This window comes from Phytohabitans sp. LZ39 (genome assembly GCF_059359075.1).
The window spans coordinates 567,686-583,815 of sequence record NZ_JCADBM010000002.1; the positions used below are offsets into that span (position 1 = coordinate 567,686).

The window sequence follows — 16,130 nt, forward strand, 5'->3', positions numbered from 1 at the left end:
CTACCACGCTATGGTCATGGCCATGTCTGACGAGTACGTGGACCCGAGCGGTAACACGGAGGCCTTCCGCTCCTTCGCGCAGGCCCCGGCGGAGGCCGAGAAGGCGCCGTCCCGCCTGCCGCTGATCATCGGTGTCGCGGTGCTGGCCGTGATCCTTGTCGTGCTAATCGCGTTCCTCGCCGCGGGCTGACGCGATCACGCCGCGCGCCTGCGTGGCGATTTCCAACTCTTCGTCGGTCGGCACCACGAAGACAGCGACCGGCGCACCGTCCGGCGAGATGATCCCCTCTTCGACCCGCTCGTTGCGCTCCGTGTCGATCTCGATGCCCAGCCGTGACAGGCCTGCCAGCGACTCGGCACGCACCACCGCCGCACGCTCGCCCACCCCGGCCGTAAACGCGATCGCGTCGAGGCGCCCCAGCACCGCGTAGTACGCGCCCACGTACTCCTTGATCCGCCGGCAGTACACGGCGAGGGCGAGTGCGGTGGCCCGGTCGCCCGCGGCGCGGCGGCTCAGCACCTCGCGCATGTCGCCGACCCCGGCCAGCCCGAGCAGGCCGCTGCGGTGGTTGAGCATGTTGTCGAGGTCGTCGATACTCATCCCCGCGTTGCGCGCGAGGTAGATCAGCACGCCGGGGTCGACGTCACCCGAACGGGTGCCCATCACGAGGCCCTCCAGCGGCGTCAGCCCCATCGACGTGGCGACCGACCGTCCACCTTCGACGGCGCAGGCACTGGCACCGTTGCCGAGGTGCAGCGTGATCGTGTTGACCGTCTCCAGTGGACGCCCGAGGAGCGCGGCGGTGCGCCGGGATACGTACGCGTGCGAGGTGCCGTGAAAGCCGTACCGGCGCACGGCGTGCCAGTCCGCCAGCTCCTTGTCGATCGCGTAGGTGGCCGCTTCTTCGGGGAGCGTGCGGTGGAACGCCGTGTCGAAGACGGCCACCTGCGGCACTCCGGGCAGCAGCTTGCGGGCCACCTCGATGCCGGCGAGGTTGGCGGGGTTGTGCAGGGGCGCGAGCGGGATCAGATGCCGTATCGCCGCGACGACCCCGTCGGTGACGAGAGCCGGCTCGCTGAACAACCCTCCACCGTGGACCACGCGGTGCCCGACACCGTCCAACCCGGACAGATCGAGCCGCTGTGTCACCTCGGCCAGGGCGGCATCGTGGTCGGTGACCCGCTCCACCGTGCCCTCGTCGAGGGTGGTGTCGCCGTCGTAAAGCTGGTACTTGACGCTTGACGACCCGCTGTTGAGCACGAGGATTTTCATGACGTGGCCGCCTGGATCGCCGTGATGGCCACGGTGTTGACGATGTCCTTGACGGTGGCGCCCCGGCTGAGGTCGTTGACCGGCCGCCGTAACCCTTGCATCACCGGGCCGACCGCGACCGCGCCGGCCGAGCGCTGCACCGCCTTGTACGTGTTGTTGCCCGTGTTCAGGTCCGGGAAGATGAAGACCGTGGCGTGGCCGGCGACCGTGCTGCCGGGCAGCTTGGTGCGGGCCACGCTCGGGTCGACCGCCGCGTCGTACTGGATCGGCCCCTCCACGGGCAGATCCGGCCGCCGCTCGCGCACCAGCGCGGTGGCCGCCGCGACCTTCTCCACGTCCGCACCGGCGCCGGACGAGCCGGTCGAGTACGAAAGCATCGCCACCCGTGGCTCGATGCCGAAGCGGGCCGCGGTGTCCGCGGACGACAGTGCGATGTCGGCGAGCTGGGCCGCGTCCGGGTCGGGGTTGACCGCGCAGTCGCCGTAGACGAGCACCCGATCGGCGAGCAGCATCAGGAAGACGCTGGAGGCGACCGAGACACCGGGCACGGTCTTGATGATCTCGAACGCGGGCCGGATCGTCGCCGCGGTCGTGTGTGTGGCCCCGGAGACCATGCCGTCCGCCCGCCCGGTGTGCACCATCATCGTGCCGAAGTAGCTGACGTCGCGCACCACGTCACGAGCCAGGTCGAGCGTGACGCCCTTGTGGCGGCGGATCTCCGCGTACAACCCGGCGAACTCCTCCAGCCATGGACTCGCCGCCGGATCCACGATGGACGCCCCGTCGACGTCGAGCCCGAGGTCCTTGGCCTTGCGGGCGATCTCGTCCGGGTCGCCGAGCAGCGTGAGGTCGGCGACCCCGCGGCGCAGCAGCGTCTCGGTGGCGCGCAGGATCCGTTCCTCGGCACCCTCCGGCAGCACCAGGTGGCGCCGCTCCAGGCGGGCGCGGTCGATCAGCTCGTACTCGAACATCAGCGGCGTCACCCGCGGCGCCCGCGCCACGTCGAGCCGGCGCATCAGCTCCTCGTTGTCCACACTGGACTCGAATGCGCCGATCGCCGCCTCCACCTTGCGCGGGTGGGCCGCCGTGGGGCGCCCTTCGATGCGCCCGATCGCCTCCACCGTGTGGTAGCTGTCGGTCGGCACCGAGAGCACCGCCAACCCCGCGCCGAGCGATTCCACCAGCCGCATTGCCCGCGGGTCGGGCCGCACACCGAGCGTCAGCACCACGCCGGAGATCGCCGGCGAGCCCGCCGCCCGCGCCGCGCCGGCCGCCACCAGCAGGTCGTCGCGGTCGCCCGGCATGATCAGCAGACACCCGTCGGTCATGTGCTCCAGCACGAGCGGCACGTGTGCCGCGCCCACCACGAAGTCCAGCACGTCCCGGTCGAGCGCCGCGTCGTCACCCGCAAGACGGCTCGCGCCCAGCCCGGCCGCCACCTCCGCCACGGTCGGCGCCGAGACGGTCGGGACCTCCGGGATCGCGTACGCCGGCACGGGCAGCTCAGGCATCGCGGTGCCCGGCCGCACCCGGTTGGCGATCACCGCCAGCACGGTCGCCCCGAGATCGCTCAGCCCGTGGTAGCCCAGACTCGACGCCGCCCCCACGTCCTCCTGCTCCTGGCCGTCGACCACCGCCACGACCACGCTGCTGAACTCGTTGGCCAGCCGCGCGTTGAACGCGAGCTCGTCGGTCTCGTCGTCCGCCCGCAGCCCGTTGCCGACGATCACCATCGCCTTGTGCCGGCGCTCCACCTCGCGGAAGCGCCCCACGATCAGCGCGATCAGCTCCTCCCGCCGACCAGTGGAGATCAGCTCACCCGCCTCGGCGTACGTGGCGCCGTAGAGATCCTCGTACGGATCCTCGATCCGGTAACGCTCCCGCAGCAGTTCGAGGATCGCGTCACGGCCGTTGGAGGGCGCCAGCGGCCGAAACACGCCGATCCCCTCCACCTGCCGCGACAGCAGCTCAGCCAACCCGAGCGCGATCGTCGACTTGCCGCCACCCGGCCCCAGCCCAGCGACGTAAACGCTTCGTCCCACGCGCCCAGCCTATTCATGATCCGACGACGAGCTTTCCAGAGGCAGAGATGACGAGCTCTCCAGAGCAGATTTGCCCCCGTCCGTGTCACCTGCTGGCCGTATGCTCCCGCGGGCACCGCTCCGGCCGGCGGCTCGCAGAGCGAGCCGAGATCCCCGACCTCCGCTGCCAGGCCCGCGCGCGGGAGCATACGGTCTACAACTGACGCGGACGCGGGAAAAGGATCAGAGGCTACGCGGGTGAGTCGATGCGCAGGTCGAACTCGATCGACGTGCCGGAGGAGGCCGGGGCGCCGGCGATGGGCATCGGGGCGCCCACCTCGTACCCCTGGGCGAAGTCGACGCCGAAGCCGCGCAGCAGCTCGATTGTAGCGGCGTCCCGCACGTACTCGGCGGCGGTCAGCACGCCGTGCGCCTGGCAGGCCTCCACAATGGACCGCACGAGCGCCTGGTCGGTCGGTGAGTTGACGATGTCGGTGATGAAGGCGCCGTCGATTTTGACCAGGTCGATCGGAAACGACTTGAGGTAGATGAACGAGCTGTACGCCGCGCCGAAGTCGTCGAGTGCGAGCTGGCAGCCGAGCTCGCGGATCGCCCGTGCGAAGTACATCGCCTCGGAGCGGTTGTCGATGCGCGCGGTCTCGGTGATTTCGAACGTGATGCGGCGCGGGTCGACGTCGTGCTTGTGCAGCAGGTCCTGCACGCGGCCGAGCAGGCCGGGCTCGCCGAGCGAGCGACCGGAGAGGTTGATCTGGTAGTGCGGCGTGGGCGGGCCCTGCGCGATCAGCTCGAACGCGTTGTCCATCACCCACAGGTCGATCGGCAGCGTCTCGTCGACGTGCTCGGCGATGTCGAGCAGCGGCGAGGGCGGCACCGGGTTGCCCGCGTCGTTGAGCGTGCGGAGCAGGATCTCCTGCCGGGTGATCTGGTTGAGCCGCAGGTCGAGGATCGGCTGCGTATACAGCGTGAACCCGTTGCCGGCCACCGCCGCGCGGACCCGCGTGCGCCAGGCCTCCTGCCGCTCGTCGGCCGGGGCCGGGCGGGCCAACGCCTTGAGGGCGGCGCCGGTCTCCTTCGCGTGCCGCCACGCCGATTCCGCGTCGATGAGCAGGTCGATGCTGCTGCTCTCGTCGTGCGCCTCGAAGCGCACGAGGCCACCCCACGCGTCGAGCCGCAGGCCGTGCGGGCCGGCGACGAAACGCTGCGCGCGCAGCTTTTCCACGATGGTCTGCGCCAGCGACGTGGCCGGCCTCAGGCCGATGTCGGGCATGAGCACGCCGAACTCGCCCGGGCCGAGGATGCCGCAGATGTCGTTGCGGCGGGCCAGCTTCATGATGAACGTGGCCACGACCGCGGAGAGGCGCTCGGAGTCGGTGGCGCCCTGCGGCTCGGTGGCGAGGACCAGCAGCACGCCGGTGCCGGCGCGGCGTGCGCGGTCGATCTCGTCGCTGAAGCCGGTGCGGTCGCGCAGCCCGTCTCCGGGGCCGAGGGAGCCCGACGCCCGCTCGACGATCGCACGGCGGCGGGCCCGCCGGTCGTGCTCCCTGCGGGCCAGCTCCAGCTCGGTGACGTCCTGCGCGGTGCCGATGATGCCGGTGGGCTCGCCGTCGTCGCCGGTGAGGACCTCGATGTAGCAGTGCACCCACCTGGTGATCCCGGCCGGCTGCACCACACGGCAGGTCAGCTCGGTGGCGGTGCGATCCCGCCAGGCCGCTGTCGCCGCCAGCCGGACGCGGTAGGAGTCGTCGGGGTGGGTGAGCCCGTAGAGCGCGTCGACGGTCTGGCGGACCGCCCCGGGCGGCCGGCCGAAGATCAGGGACATCTCGTCGGACCAGGTCAGCTCGCCGGTCGCCGCGTCCCACCGCACGGTGCCCTGCTTGGCGAGCTGCGCCGCGCGGGTGATGCGGCGGACCTCGCCGGTGTCGCCGCGCAGGGGGTCGTGCATGTCGACGTCGCCCACCAGGTCGCGGCCGTCGGCCTTGGCCCGCGCGTACTGCTGCTGCACCCACCGGGTGTTGCGGCTGGCGCTGGCCCGCTCGAAGACCGTGGGCTTGTGGCTGCCGGCCAGGGCCAGGATGTCGTCGAGGTCCACCGTCACCGCCCCCGGGCGGGCGTGACGAAGCCCGCCTCCTTGGCAAGTTCCTTCAGGCGGCGGCGGGCGGCCGCCTTGTACGACCGCACGGTGTTGTCGGCCATGCCGAGGATCCGCGCGATCTCCGGATCGGTCCAGCCCTCGAACGCGAGCGCGAACACGGCCGCCTGGCGCTCCGGCAGCCGGCGCAGGCAGCCGAGCAACCACTCCTGCGCCTCGCGGGAGTCGGCCGGCGGCGCGACGAGGCGGTCGGTCGGCACCTCGTCGAGCGTCGCGGTCGCCTCCCGGCGCTGCCGGGCCTGCTCGTTCATCAGCTTGTATCGGGCGGTCTTGTACACCCAGGCGAGCGGCTTTTCGTAGCCGCTGATCTCTTCCCACTTGTCCCGGGCCGTGATGAGCGTTTCCTGCACGGCCTCCTGGACCAGCTCGCGGTCGCCGCACTGGCTCCGGAGGAACCGCTCGACCGCCACTATGTTTTCCCGGCAGAAGTCCTCGAACGAGGCATCCAGCTCGGCCAGCCGCCGCTCGGCAGCGGTCACGCTGGGCTCGACAACGGTCACGCCGCTTCCACCTCGCGCGCTGACACGCTCGTTCCCCCAAGCGTCAAAAGATTGATCATCGTTCGCTCCCCGCCATATGGTCCCGCATATCACTGTCGGTAGGAGTTGCCTGAGAGGTGCGTTGAGCGGCACAACTTCCCGGCATGATCGGTGGTCATGCTTTCTACCAGCCCTCTTTGGTCCGATCGGCCAAACTAGACGGACCGAAAAGAGGATGGGCGTGGACTAGGGTCATGTTCTACGGAACGTAGCCGCTAGCACACGCTTGGTCCTTTGTGGTCAAACACCTGGGGCGGGCCACCCGCAGTCGTCAAAATTTTTTCGCTCACTCTTGACCGCGAGCGCCCATCAATCGTAATTTTCTTCATCACCAGGCAACGATGAAAGGAATTACGGTGACGGTGCAGACCCAGGGTGTCATCGGCCGGCTCCGGATGGAGCTGTCCACGCTCCCCGACGCGCTCCAGCGCGTGGCCGAGCAGATCCTGGACGACCCGGCCGAGGCGGCACAGGCGTCCATCGTGGACCTGGCCGAGCGGGCCGGCACGTCCACCGCCACGATCACGCGGTTCTGCCGGGTCCTGGGCTTTCGTGGGTACGCCGCGCTCCGGGTCGCGCTCGCCGCCGAGATCGGGCGCCAGGAGCAGGCCCGCTGGGTCACCGACATCGACCGCGAGATCGAGCCCGGCGACCCGCTCGACCGCGTGCTTGGCGTCATCGCCAGCGCCGACTCCCGGGCGATCCAGGAGACCGCGGCCGGCCTCGACCTCGACAAGGTCGCCCAGGTCGCCGACGCGATCGCGACCGCGGGCCGGGTCGAGCTCTTCGGGCTCGGCAGCAGCGGCACGGCGGCCCGCGAGATGGCGTTCCGGCTGGAGCGCATCCGCATCCCGGTCTGGTACCGGGAGGACGCGCACAAGGCGCTCACCAACGCGGCCCTGCTCGGCCCCGGCGACGTGGCGATCGCCCTCTCGCACGGCGGCCGCACCCGCGAGGTGATCGAGATGCTCGCCGAGGCGGCCTCGCAGGGCGCGCTGACCGTGGCGGTCACCTCGTTCGAGCGCTCCCCGCTGGGCGAGACGGCCGACATCACGCTGACCACGGCCGTGCACGAGACGACGTTCCGGGTGGCGGCGCTCTCCGCGCTGCACTCCCAGCTCGTCGCGCTCGACCTCATCTACGTCGCGGTCGCTCAGCGGACGTACGAGCGCACCACCGAGGCGTTCGAGGTGACCGCCCGCGCGGTCGAGGCGCACCGGTTGCGTGACCAACCCGTGGCGCGCCGGCGCCGCGGCTGAGATCGAGGAGCGGGGATGACGGCACAGGCGTACCTGTCGATGATCACTGAGCTTGTGGCCAAGGTGGGCACCAGCCAGGCGGATGGCGTCAAGAGCGCCGCGGCTCTCGTCACCGACGCGCTGGACCGCGGGGGCGTGGTGCAGGCCTTCGGCTCGGGCCATTCGGAGGCGCTGGCCATGGAGATCGCCGGCCGGGCCGGCGGGCTGGTGCCCACCAACCGCATCGCGCTGCGCGACATCGTCCTCTATGGCGGGCAGCCGCGGGAGGTACTCGACGATCCGGGCCTGGAGCGCGACCCCGAGGTGGCCCGGCGGCTCTACGACCTCGCGCCGGTCGACCCGCGCGACGTGTTCGTCATCGCCTCCAACTCCGGCGTCAACGGCGTGGTGGTCGAGCTGGCCCTGCTGGTCAAGGAGCGCGGGCACGGCCTGATCGCGGTCACCTCGCTGGAACACAGTGGACGCGTCGAGCCGCGGCACCCCTCCGGCAAGCGCCTGAGCGACATCGCCGACGTGGTGCTCGACAACGGCGCCCCGTACGGCGACGTGGCACTTCCCGGCCAGATCGGCGCGGTCTCCTCGGTGACCGCCGCGCTGCTGGCGCAGATGGTCGTCGCCGAAGTGGTCGCCCGCCTCGTCGAGGCGGGGCAGACCCCGCCCATCTACCTGTCCGCCAACATCCCCGGCGGGCCCGAGCACAACCAGCTCCTGGAAGCGCGGTACGCCGGCCGTATCCGGCGCACCGCATAGTCCTTTGAAAGGTAGGCCAACCGTGCATACGCATCCCACCAGACGCGGCCTGCTGCTCGGGGCGGTCGCGGCGACGGCGCTCAGCGCCTGCGCCACCGGCGGCGCCGACGACGACGACAAGAGCGCCAAGGGCGACACCACCGCCGACAACCCGCTGGGCGCGCCGGCCGACGCGCCGCTGGAGGTGGTCGTCTTCAAGGGCGGCTACGGCGACCAGTACGCCATCGAGGCGGGCACCGTCTACCAGCAGCGGTTTCCGAAGGCCACCGTGGACCACAAGGGGATCCAACGGGTGGGCGAGGTGCTCCAGCCCCGCTTCATCTCCGACGACCCGCCGGACGTCGTGGACAACAGTGGCGCCGGCCGGCTCGACCTCGTGACGCTCGTGTCGTCGGGCAAGCTCACCGACCTCACCGAGCTGCTCGACGCGCCAAGCCTCGACGATCCGGCGAAGACGGTTCGGGACACGCTCATGCCGGGCGTGGTCGAGGACGGCACGTTCGACGGCAAGGTCTTCGTGCTCAACTACTCGTCCGTCCTATGGGGAATCTGGTACTCCAAATCGCTCTTCGCGAAGAACGGCTGGACGTATCCGACCACCTGGGCCGAGATGCTCACGCTCTGCGAGCAGATCAAGAAGACCGGCGTCGCGCCGTGGACGTGGCAGGGCAAGTTTCCCGAGTACATGAACGACCCGCTGATGTCGCTGGCGGCCAAGGCGGGCGGGCACGACCTGGTCAAGTCGGTGGACAATCTCGAGCCGGGCATCTGGAAGAGCCCCTCGATGCTCGCTGCGGCCGACGCCGTCTACCAGCTCGCCGTGCGCGGATACATCATGGCCGGCTCCGAGGCGCTGTCCCACACCGAGGCGCAGAACGCGTGGAGCAAAGGCCAGGCGGCGTTCATCCCCTGCGGCTCGTGGCTGGAAGGTGAGCAGCAGCAGGTGACCCCGGCCGGCTTCGACATGGTGCTCGGCACCGTCCCCGCGCTGACCGGCGCGGACAAGCTGCCCGCCGGCGCGGTGATGGCAGCGAGCAGCGAGTCGTTCCTCGTACCCGCCAAGGCCGGCAACGCCCGCGGCGGCCTGGAGTACCTGCGGATCCTCTTCTCCAAGAAGGTGGCCCGCGGCTTCGCGCAGAACTCCAAGGCGCTGCCGGTCGTGGGCGGTGCCACCGACGGCCTGACGCTCAGCAGCGGGCTCGCCTCCACCGCCGAGACCGCGAAGGCCGCCGGCGCCAACATGTTCGGGTACCGCTTCCGCACCTGGTACCCGCCGCTGTCCAAGGCGCTCGACGACGCCACGGGCGAGCTGCTCACCAAGCGCACCACGCCGGACAAGTGGGCGGAACGCGTGCAGAAGGCGGCCGACGCGGTCGCCGCCGACTCCTCGGTCGCCAAGCACAAGCGCTGAGCGCGGGAGGTGACCCATGCGGCACGGCCGGTACCGGTTTCTGGCCGGGGCGATGATCCCGCCCCTGCTGCTCTACGCCGTCTTCGTCGTGTCGCCGTACGCGCAGGCGTTCTACCTGGCCTTCACCGACTTCAACGGCGTCTCCAGCGACGTGCACATCGTCGGCCTGGACAACTTCACTCGACTGTGGAGTGATCCGCTGTTTCTGTCGGCGCTGCGCCACAACGCCCTGATGCTCGTGGTCGTGCCGCTGGTCACCATCGCGCTCGCCCTATTCTTCGCCTCCTCGACCCGGGGCAGCCGCCTTCTGCGGGCCTACCGGGTGCTGTACTTCTTCCCTCAACTCCTCTCCGTCGCCATCATCGCCGTGCTGTGGCAGTTCGTGTACACCCCCAACAGCGGCCTGCTCAACGGTTTTCTCGACGGGATAGGCCTGTCCACACTGGAGCGCTCGTGGCTGGCCGAGCCGCGGCTCGCGCTCTGGTGCGTGATGGCGGCGCTGATCTGGTCGGCGGTCGGCTTCTACGTCGTGCTCTTCGCGGCGGCGATCGAGTCGATCCCGGCCGACATCACCGAGGCGGCGCTGATCGACGGCGCCGGGCAGCTCACCCTCTTCTGGCGGATCACGCTCCCGCTCGTCTGGGACAGCGTGCAGGTCGCGTTCGTCTACCTGGGAATCATCGCGCTCGACGGCTTCGCCCTTGTGCAGATCATGACGGTGGGGCCCGGCGGGCCGGACAACAGCACCGAGGTGATGGGCCTGTCGCTCTACCGCAACGCGTTCACCTACGGCAAGTACGGCTACGCGTCGGCGATGGGCGTCGCGCTCTTCTTCCTCACGCTGACGCTGACCGTGCTGATGCTCCGCGCCACCCGCCGCGAGCGAGTGGAGCTGGCATGAAACCCGGCCGGGTCGTACACGTGGTGCTCCTCGCCTGGGCGCTGCTGGTCACACTCCCTCTACTGTGGGCGGTCGTATCCTCGCTCAAGACCGACGCGGAGATCTTCGACAGCCCGTGGTCGCTGCCGGCAACACCCCGCTTCGACAACTGGGCCCGCGCCTGGGCCGAGGCCTCCATCGGCCGCTACCTGCTCAACACCGTCGTCGTGGTGGGTGGCGCGCTCCTGCTCACCATGCTCTTCGGCGCGCTCGTCGCGTACTGCCTGGCCCGCTATCCCTTTCCGGGCAACCGGGTCATCTACTACACGCTCGTCGCCGGGATGCTCTTTCCGGTGTTCCTGGCGCTCGTGCCGCTGTTCTTCGTGGTCGACCAACTCGGCATGCTCGGCACCTATCACGGGCTGATCCTCGTGTACGCCGCGTACGCCCTGCCGTTCACCGTCTTCTTCCTGCACGCGTTCTTCCGTACCCTGCCGACCGCCGTCGCCGAAGCGGCGTTCATCGACGGGTGCTCGCACGCCGCGGTGTTCTTCCGCATCATGCTGCCGATGGCCCGTCCCGGCCTGGTCAGCGTGGGCATCTTCAACTTCCTCGGCCTGTGGAACCAGTACCTGCTTCCCCTCGTGCTCAACCCGGATCCGGACCGGTACGTCCTGGCCCAGGGACTCGCGTTTCTGGCCGTCAGCCAGGGCTATCGCAGTGACTGGAGCGGCCTGTTCGCGGGACTCGTCATCGCGATCCTGCCCGTCCTCGTCGCGTACATCCTGTTTCAGCGCCAGATCCGCGACGGCCTGACCGCCGGCGCGGTGAAGTGACTCCAGAAAGGAGCACGCCGTGAAACGCCTCCCAGCCGCCCTCGCCGTGACCGCCGCGGCCCTCGCCACCGGCGCCGTCGCCGTCGTGGCCAGTGGCGGCCCCGCCCCCGCCGCCGCCCTCGCCCCCTGCCAGGTGCTCTTCGACGACTTCAGCTACAGCGGCCCGGCTGACCCACTGATCAGTCAGCGGGGCTGGACCGTGCGTACCAACTCGGGTGGTCCGGGCGTGCCCGGCGCCTCCTGGCCCGCGTCGAACGTCTCGTTCCCCACAGTGGACGGAGCCAAGTCGCTACAACTCCAGGCCGCCACAGACGGGACGGCCGGCGGCACAAGCCAGTCGGAGTTCCTGCACCAGCGCAAGTTCTTCGAGGGCACGTACGCGGCCCGGGTCAAGTTCGCCGACGCGCCGGTGAGCGGCACCGACGGCGATCACCTGGTGGAGACGTTCTTCACCATCACTCCGCTCAACGCGCCGATGGACCCCAACTACGGGGAGATCGACTTCGAGTACCTGCCCAACGGCGGGTGGGGCGAGCAGGGCCCGATCTTCTACCAGACCACCTGGGAGACCTACCGCCCCGATCCGTGGGAGGCGGTCAACACGCACACCGCGCAGCGGCAGAGCTTCGGCGGCTGGCACGACCTGATGTTCACCGTCTCGGGCGGCCACGTGATGTACTACGTGGACGGTGCGCTCGTCGCCGACCACAGCGGCATCTACTACCCCGAGACCCCTATGTCGATCAACTTCAACCTGTGGTTCATCGACACGGCGGCGCACTCGGGCGGCATGGCCACCTACCGCCAGCAGGTCGACTACCTCTACCACACGGTGAACGAGGCGCTCACGCCCGCCGAGGCGGCGGCGCGGGTGGCCGCCTTCCGCTCGGCCGGCACCACCCACACCGACACGGTCGGGTCAGGCGGATCGTGCCCCACGCCTTCTGTCTCGCCGTCCGTGTCTCCCACGGCGTCCCCGTCGCCTTCGGTCACCCCGACCGGCGGCACGGGCTGCGCCAGCGCACCCTTCTGGAACATCAACGCGGTCTACCCGGGCGGCAACACCGTCCGGCACCAGCGCAGCGCCAACGGCGTGCCCGGCGGCCCGCCGTCCGGCGACGGCGTTCACCTGTGGCGGGCCCGCTGGTGGACACAGGGCAGCGAGCCAGGCTGGACCCAGCAGTGGGAAGACCTCGGGCGCTGCTGACCGGTACATGACTCTCGTCCTCGGCATCGACATCGGTGGCACCGCCACCCGCGCGGTCGTCACCACCCTCGGCGGCACCCGTGCCGGCTTCGGCCGCGCGGGTGCCGCCAACCCCGTCACGGTGCCCGCCGCGGAGGTCGTGGCCAACGTGACCGCCGCCCTCGTCGCCGCGCTGTCCACGGTGGACATCGCGCGGATCGGCGCCGCGGTGGCCGGCGCCGCCGGCGCGTCCCGGCCCGCGGTGCTCCAGGCCGCGTTCGACACCCTGGGGGTACGGTGCCCGCTGCGCGTGGTCGGCGACGCGGTGGTTGCGTTCGCCGCCGGCACCGGCGAGCCGGCCGGGAGCGTGCTCATCTCCGGCACCGGCGCGATCGCCGCCGAGATCCGCGACGGGCGCATCGCGCGGACCGCCGACGGTCTCGGCTGGCTCCTCGGCGACCTGGGCTCCGGCTTCTGGATCGGCCGCGCCGCCGCGACCGCGACCGCCCGCGCCCTCTACCGCGGCGCCCCACCGGGCGCGCTGGTGCGGCTGGTCACCGAGTCGGTGGGCGCCGCGGAGGCAGATCCCTTCGTCGCGGCGGTGCACGACCGGCCACCGCGCGAGCTCGCCTCCCTGGCCCCGCTCGTGACCGCGGCGTCCGCGGACGGCGACCCACTCGCACTGTCCATCCTGGACGAGGCGGCCGACCACCTCTGCCGGACGCTGGCCGAGGCCCGCGAGCCGGCCGATCGGACACCGATCGTCCTGGCCGGTGGCGTGCTCCGCCACTGCTCACCGCTGCACGCGCGGGTGGCCAGACACCTGGCGGCCGCCTGGCCGGAAGCGCCGGTGCTGGTCGCCGGGCCGGGCGAGGAGGGGGCCGCCAGGCTGGCGACCCGCGAAGTGGTCAGTCGCCGTCGACCTGCTGGAGGATGACCGTGTCCGATGTGTACCCGGTCGCGGAGAGCGTGACGACCGCCCGGTCGTCGACGGCGTCGGGATCGTCCGGACTCATGACCGGATAGATCTGCGGCGTGCTCCAGTTTGTCGGCGTGAAGATGAGGACCACCGGTGGCGAGGCCCAGGTGCCGGTGCCGGTGATGGACATGCCGAGCGCCACCTGCTGCGCAGGCGGGTGGCTCAGCCGCACGCTGAACGTGCCACCGCCGCCCTCCGGGATCGTCACGACATCCGGCTCGGCCACGACGGCCGCCGGCTGGCCGGTGACCGAGCAAGCCACGCCGTTTACCCGCCATCCGGTTGGCGGCGTGTTGGTGCCGGTGTAGCGCCCAAGGAAGCCGAGCCAGATGCTGCCCCCGGTCGGCACCGGCGGCACGGAGGGTCCACTCCGGACGGTCACCGCCTGCCCGGACTGCGTCCAGGAGTGATTCCACGCCTGGGTGACGGTCTGGTCGCCGGTAAACCGGAAGTCGACGGTGTACCCGTTCCACGGGTCACCAAGGTTTTTGATCTGGACGTTGGCGTAGAAGCCGCCGCTCCAACTGCTCGCCGTGTAGGTGACCTCGCACGCGACCGCTGCCTGCGCGGCAGACGCCGGCGCGATCGCCGCCGCGGCACCCACCAACGCCGCGACAACGGCGATCCGCCCAACCCTGATATGCATGGACATCAATGTAGGTGGGCGAGGGCTCTGCCGTCCAGGAGTGCTCGGTCCGATTGAACCGTCCGCTCGGCGGGCCCGTACCAAGGGCCACAGCCAACAGAAAGGTTTGTTTCCAATGATGCGGTGGAGTGGATGGAAGCGGCGGCTAGCGATCATCGTTGGTGCCGGCGTGGTGGTCGGCGGCGGCATCGCGGTCGGCACGGGCCTCGGCCAGGCGGGTGAGTCCTGCGTGGGCCTGGACAACGCGCTGCGCAACAACCTCAACTTCATCGCCGACCAGCAGCGCAACCCCGACGCCCTGTCCACGGCCCGCATCGCCAACCGCCAAGCGGTCGTCGACCTCATCCAGCAGCGCCGCGCCACCGCGGGCTGCACGGCCGACGTGGCGGCGGACAACCCAGCGGCACCGGCCCAGCCGGCCCAACCACCCGCCCAGCCCGCGAACCCGCCTGCTCAGCCCGCCAACCCGCCTGCTCAGCCCGCCAACCCGCCGGCTGCCGGCGGCGACGGTGAGGTCGTCTGCGCGGGCTCGACCGTCACGCTCTCCGGCGAGGCGGGTGCCCCGGCCGCGTCCAGCAGCCAGTTCCCGGCCGGTACGCGGCTCAAGGTCACCAACCTGGACAACAACAAGTCGATCACCGTGGAGGTGACGGGCGTGTCGGGTAGCTGCGTGCTGCTCAACAACGCGGCGTTCGAGCGGGTGCGGGAGCCGGGCAAGTTTCTGATCCGCCGGGCCGTCATCGAGAAGGTCTGAGGTCCAGCGCCGCACGCACGTAGCCGACCAGGTCGGCGCGGCGCCGCCACGGGTTGCGATACAGCGGTGCCCCGCCCACCCGGATGCGCGATGCCTCCCGGATCACCCGGTGCCACCGCGGGTCGGCGGTCTCCAGCGCGTACCCGGCGGCCTCGGACTTCGAGGTGACCCGGCCGGCCGCGAGCGTGTGGCGCAGCCGAGCGACGCCGAGGACTCCCCAGGCCGTCGCCCACGGTGTGAGCCCCACCGGCCCGCGCCCGGCCCGGGCCAGCCAGGGCTCCCAGTAGTCGTCGAGGTTGCGGTGTGTGGCCTCGGCGAGGGCCGGCCAGTCGGTGTGCACGCCGAGCGCGCTGACGGCCGGCCCGCGCACGGCCACTCCGCTCTGCGCCAGTACATGCCAGGTGACGAGGCTCCGCTCGAAGCGCGACTCGGGATCGACCCGCCGCTCGTGCACCGCCACGCCGGGCGGCGCCTGGGCGGGGTCGCGCCGCAGGTCGTCCCAAGTGACGTACAGGCCGTCGAAGAAGGGGCGCCGGGGGAGCGTGGCGTGGATCGCCCGGACGGCGGCGGGGTCGGGCGGCAGCGTGGTCACGGCGACGAAGTCGATGTCGCTGACCCCGGGGTGGTAGTCGCCCAGGGCTACAGAACCCTGCAAGTAGAGGCCCTCGACCAGGCCCGGCTCGTGGCGATCGGCGGTCTCCAGGTAGCGCGCGCAGACCGCGTCGACGTCATCCGGCACGCGCCGCAGGCTAACGCTCCTCGGGGGTGGCCAGCAGCGACGGGTCTTCGCGGATCATCGCGGCCAGGCGGGCGGCGGCGCCGGGGTTGTCTTCGTGGTCGGCGTGCCAGACCCGCGGCGCGCCGCGGACCGGAAGCTCGGGCTCGGCCGGCGCCGGCCCGCCCGGGTCGGGCAGGAAGCCGGGCGACCGCAGGCGGCCGGGGTCGACGAGCCGGGGCGCCTCGGGCACCGGTGCGGGCTCGGGGCGGCGGGCGGCCGGGTACACGTCTACCCGCGGCCGGCTCGCCTCGGGCAGTGGCCTGGGCAGGTCGGTCATCGGCGGGATCTCGGCCGGCAGCACCGGCATCGGCCCGTCGCTCGGCCCGAAGGTCGCGCCCTCGGGGCCCTCGACCGAGACGATTTTGGCGCGCACGACGCCCTCTTCCCAGCCGATCCGCACCTCGGCGCTGCCCTCGCCCTGCTCGCCGTAGAGCGTGATGTTGAGATCGGGATAGCGCTCGACCACCCGGCGCACCGCCTCGATCGCCTCGGCCAGCCCGTGTGCCGTGGGCAGACCGCCGGACGCGCCCTCGGTCCGCCGGCGCAGCTGGTCCATGCGCGCCAAGCGTTCCAGTGCGTCGTCGAGTCCACCGCGCACTCTCGAACACCTCCCTAGGCGGCCGCCTGCCGGCACGGCAAGCGCCGCAC

The 16,130-nt window shown here is 71.1% G+C and carries 16 protein-coding genes; 9 read left to right on the forward strand and 7 right to left on the reverse strand.

Annotation, left to right across the window (positions count from 1 at the left end; genetic code table 11):
- Positions 1-22: 22 nt before the first annotated feature.
- Complete coding sequence (locus AC5L36_RS06325) at positions 23-190, forward strand: hypothetical protein (RefSeq protein ID WP_441214392.1); 168 nt, start codon at positions 23-25, stop codon at positions 188-190.
- Here AC5L36_RS06325 and AC5L36_RS06330 read toward each other — a convergent pair.
- The 4 genes from AC5L36_RS06330 to AC5L36_RS06345 all read right to left on the reverse strand — a co-directional run bounded on the left by AC5L36_RS06330 (position 164) and on the right by AC5L36_RS06345 (position 5,964).
- Positions 164-1,273, reverse strand: coding sequence for an acetate/propionate family kinase (locus tag AC5L36_RS06330; RefSeq protein WP_441214393.1), 1,110 nt, complete (start codon positions 1,271-1,273; stop codon positions 164-166). The genes AC5L36_RS06325 and AC5L36_RS06330 overlap by 27 nt on opposite strands.
- Positions 1,270-3,315 (reverse strand): phosphate acetyltransferase, encoded by a 2,046-nt coding sequence (pta, locus tag AC5L36_RS06335; protein ID WP_441214394.1) that lies wholly within the window; start codon positions 3,313-3,315, stop codon positions 1,270-1,272. Before pta ends, AC5L36_RS06330 begins: the two co-directional genes overlap by 4 nt.
- 229 nt (positions 3,316-3,544) lie before the next feature.
- On the reverse strand, positions 3,545-5,410 hold the full coding sequence (locus AC5L36_RS06340) for an EAL domain-containing protein (RefSeq protein ID WP_494907600.1): 1,866 nt from the start codon (positions 5,408-5,410) through the stop codon (positions 3,545-3,547).
- Positions 5,407-5,964: an RNA polymerase sigma factor gene (locus AC5L36_RS06345; RefSeq protein WP_441214396.1), complete on the reverse strand. Its 558-nt coding sequence runs from the start codon at positions 5,962-5,964 to the stop codon at positions 5,407-5,409. The genes AC5L36_RS06340 and AC5L36_RS06345 overlap by 4 nt, the downstream gene beginning before the upstream one ends.
- Before the next feature lie 395 nt (positions 5,965-6,359).
- On the opposite strand from AC5L36_RS06345, the gene AC5L36_RS06350 reads away from it, so the two are divergent.
- From AC5L36_RS06350 to AC5L36_RS06380, 7 genes are read left to right on the forward strand one after another with little or no spacing between them, the layout of a single operon-like run.
- Positions 6,360-7,262, forward strand: coding sequence for a MurR/RpiR family transcriptional regulator (locus tag AC5L36_RS06350; RefSeq protein WP_441214397.1), 903 nt, complete (start codon positions 6,360-6,362; stop codon positions 7,260-7,262).
- Between the two features lie 15 nt (positions 7,263-7,277).
- Complete coding sequence (locus AC5L36_RS06355; RefSeq protein ID WP_441214398.1) at positions 7,278-8,012, forward strand: sugar isomerase domain-containing protein; 735 nt, start codon at positions 7,278-7,280, stop codon at positions 8,010-8,012.
- Positions 8,013-8,034: 22 nt separating this feature from the next.
- Positions 8,035-9,423 carry an N-acetylglucosamine/diacetylchitobiose ABC transporter substrate-binding protein gene (gene ngcE / locus AC5L36_RS06360; RefSeq protein ID WP_441214399.1) on the forward strand — a complete coding sequence of 463 codons (1,389 nt, stop codon included), beginning with the start codon at positions 8,035-8,037 and terminating at the stop codon, positions 9,421-9,423.
- 16 nt (positions 9,424-9,439) lie between these two features.
- Positions 9,440-10,324 carry a carbohydrate ABC transporter permease gene (locus AC5L36_RS06365; RefSeq protein WP_441214400.1) on the forward strand — a complete coding sequence of 295 codons (885 nt, stop codon included), beginning with the start codon at positions 9,440-9,442 and terminating at the stop codon, positions 10,322-10,324.
- Positions 10,321-11,139 carry a carbohydrate ABC transporter permease gene (locus tag AC5L36_RS06370; RefSeq protein WP_441214401.1) on the forward strand — a complete coding sequence of 273 codons (819 nt, stop codon included), beginning with the start codon at positions 10,321-10,323 and terminating at the stop codon, positions 11,137-11,139. The genes AC5L36_RS06365 and AC5L36_RS06370 overlap by 4 nt, the downstream gene beginning before the upstream one ends.
- A gap of 19 nt (positions 11,140-11,158) precedes the next feature.
- Positions 11,159-12,346: a family 16 glycosylhydrolase gene (locus tag AC5L36_RS06375; protein ID WP_441214402.1), complete on the forward strand. Its 1,188-nt coding sequence runs from the start codon at positions 11,159-11,161 to the stop codon at positions 12,344-12,346.
- A 7-nt stretch (positions 12,347-12,353) separates the two neighbouring features.
- Complete coding sequence (locus AC5L36_RS06380) at positions 12,354-13,262, forward strand: N-acetylglucosamine kinase (protein ID WP_441214403.1); 909 nt, start codon at positions 12,354-12,356, stop codon at positions 13,260-13,262.
- Here the strand turns inward: AC5L36_RS06380 and AC5L36_RS06385 are convergent.
- Complete coding sequence (locus AC5L36_RS06385) at positions 13,234-13,950, reverse strand: cellulose binding domain-containing protein (RefSeq protein WP_441214404.1); 717 nt, start codon at positions 13,948-13,950, stop codon at positions 13,234-13,236. The genes AC5L36_RS06380 and AC5L36_RS06385 overlap by 29 nt on opposite strands.
- Before the next feature lie 118 nt (positions 13,951-14,068).
- Between AC5L36_RS06385 and AC5L36_RS06390 the strand changes: the two genes are divergently transcribed.
- Positions 14,069-14,704, forward strand: a complete 636-nt coding sequence (locus AC5L36_RS06390) for an SCO2207 family protein (RefSeq protein ID WP_441214405.1) — start codon at positions 14,069-14,071, stop codon at positions 14,702-14,704.
- Here AC5L36_RS06390 and AC5L36_RS06395 read toward each other — a convergent pair.
- Together AC5L36_RS06395 and AC5L36_RS06400 are read right to left on the reverse strand one after the other, a co-directional pair.
- On the reverse strand, positions 14,688-15,443 hold the full coding sequence (locus AC5L36_RS06395) for a nucleotidyltransferase domain-containing protein (protein WP_441214406.1): 756 nt from the start codon (positions 15,441-15,443) through the stop codon (positions 14,688-14,690). The genes AC5L36_RS06390 and AC5L36_RS06395 overlap by 17 nt on opposite strands.
- A 10-nt stretch (positions 15,444-15,453) precedes the next feature.
- The gene (locus tag AC5L36_RS06400; RefSeq protein ID WP_441214407.1) at positions 15,454-16,080 is read right to left on the reverse strand and encodes a hypothetical protein; all 627 of its coding nucleotides are present in this window, start codon (positions 16,078-16,080) and stop codon (positions 15,454-15,456) included.
- Positions 16,081-16,130: the final 50 nt, after the last annotated feature.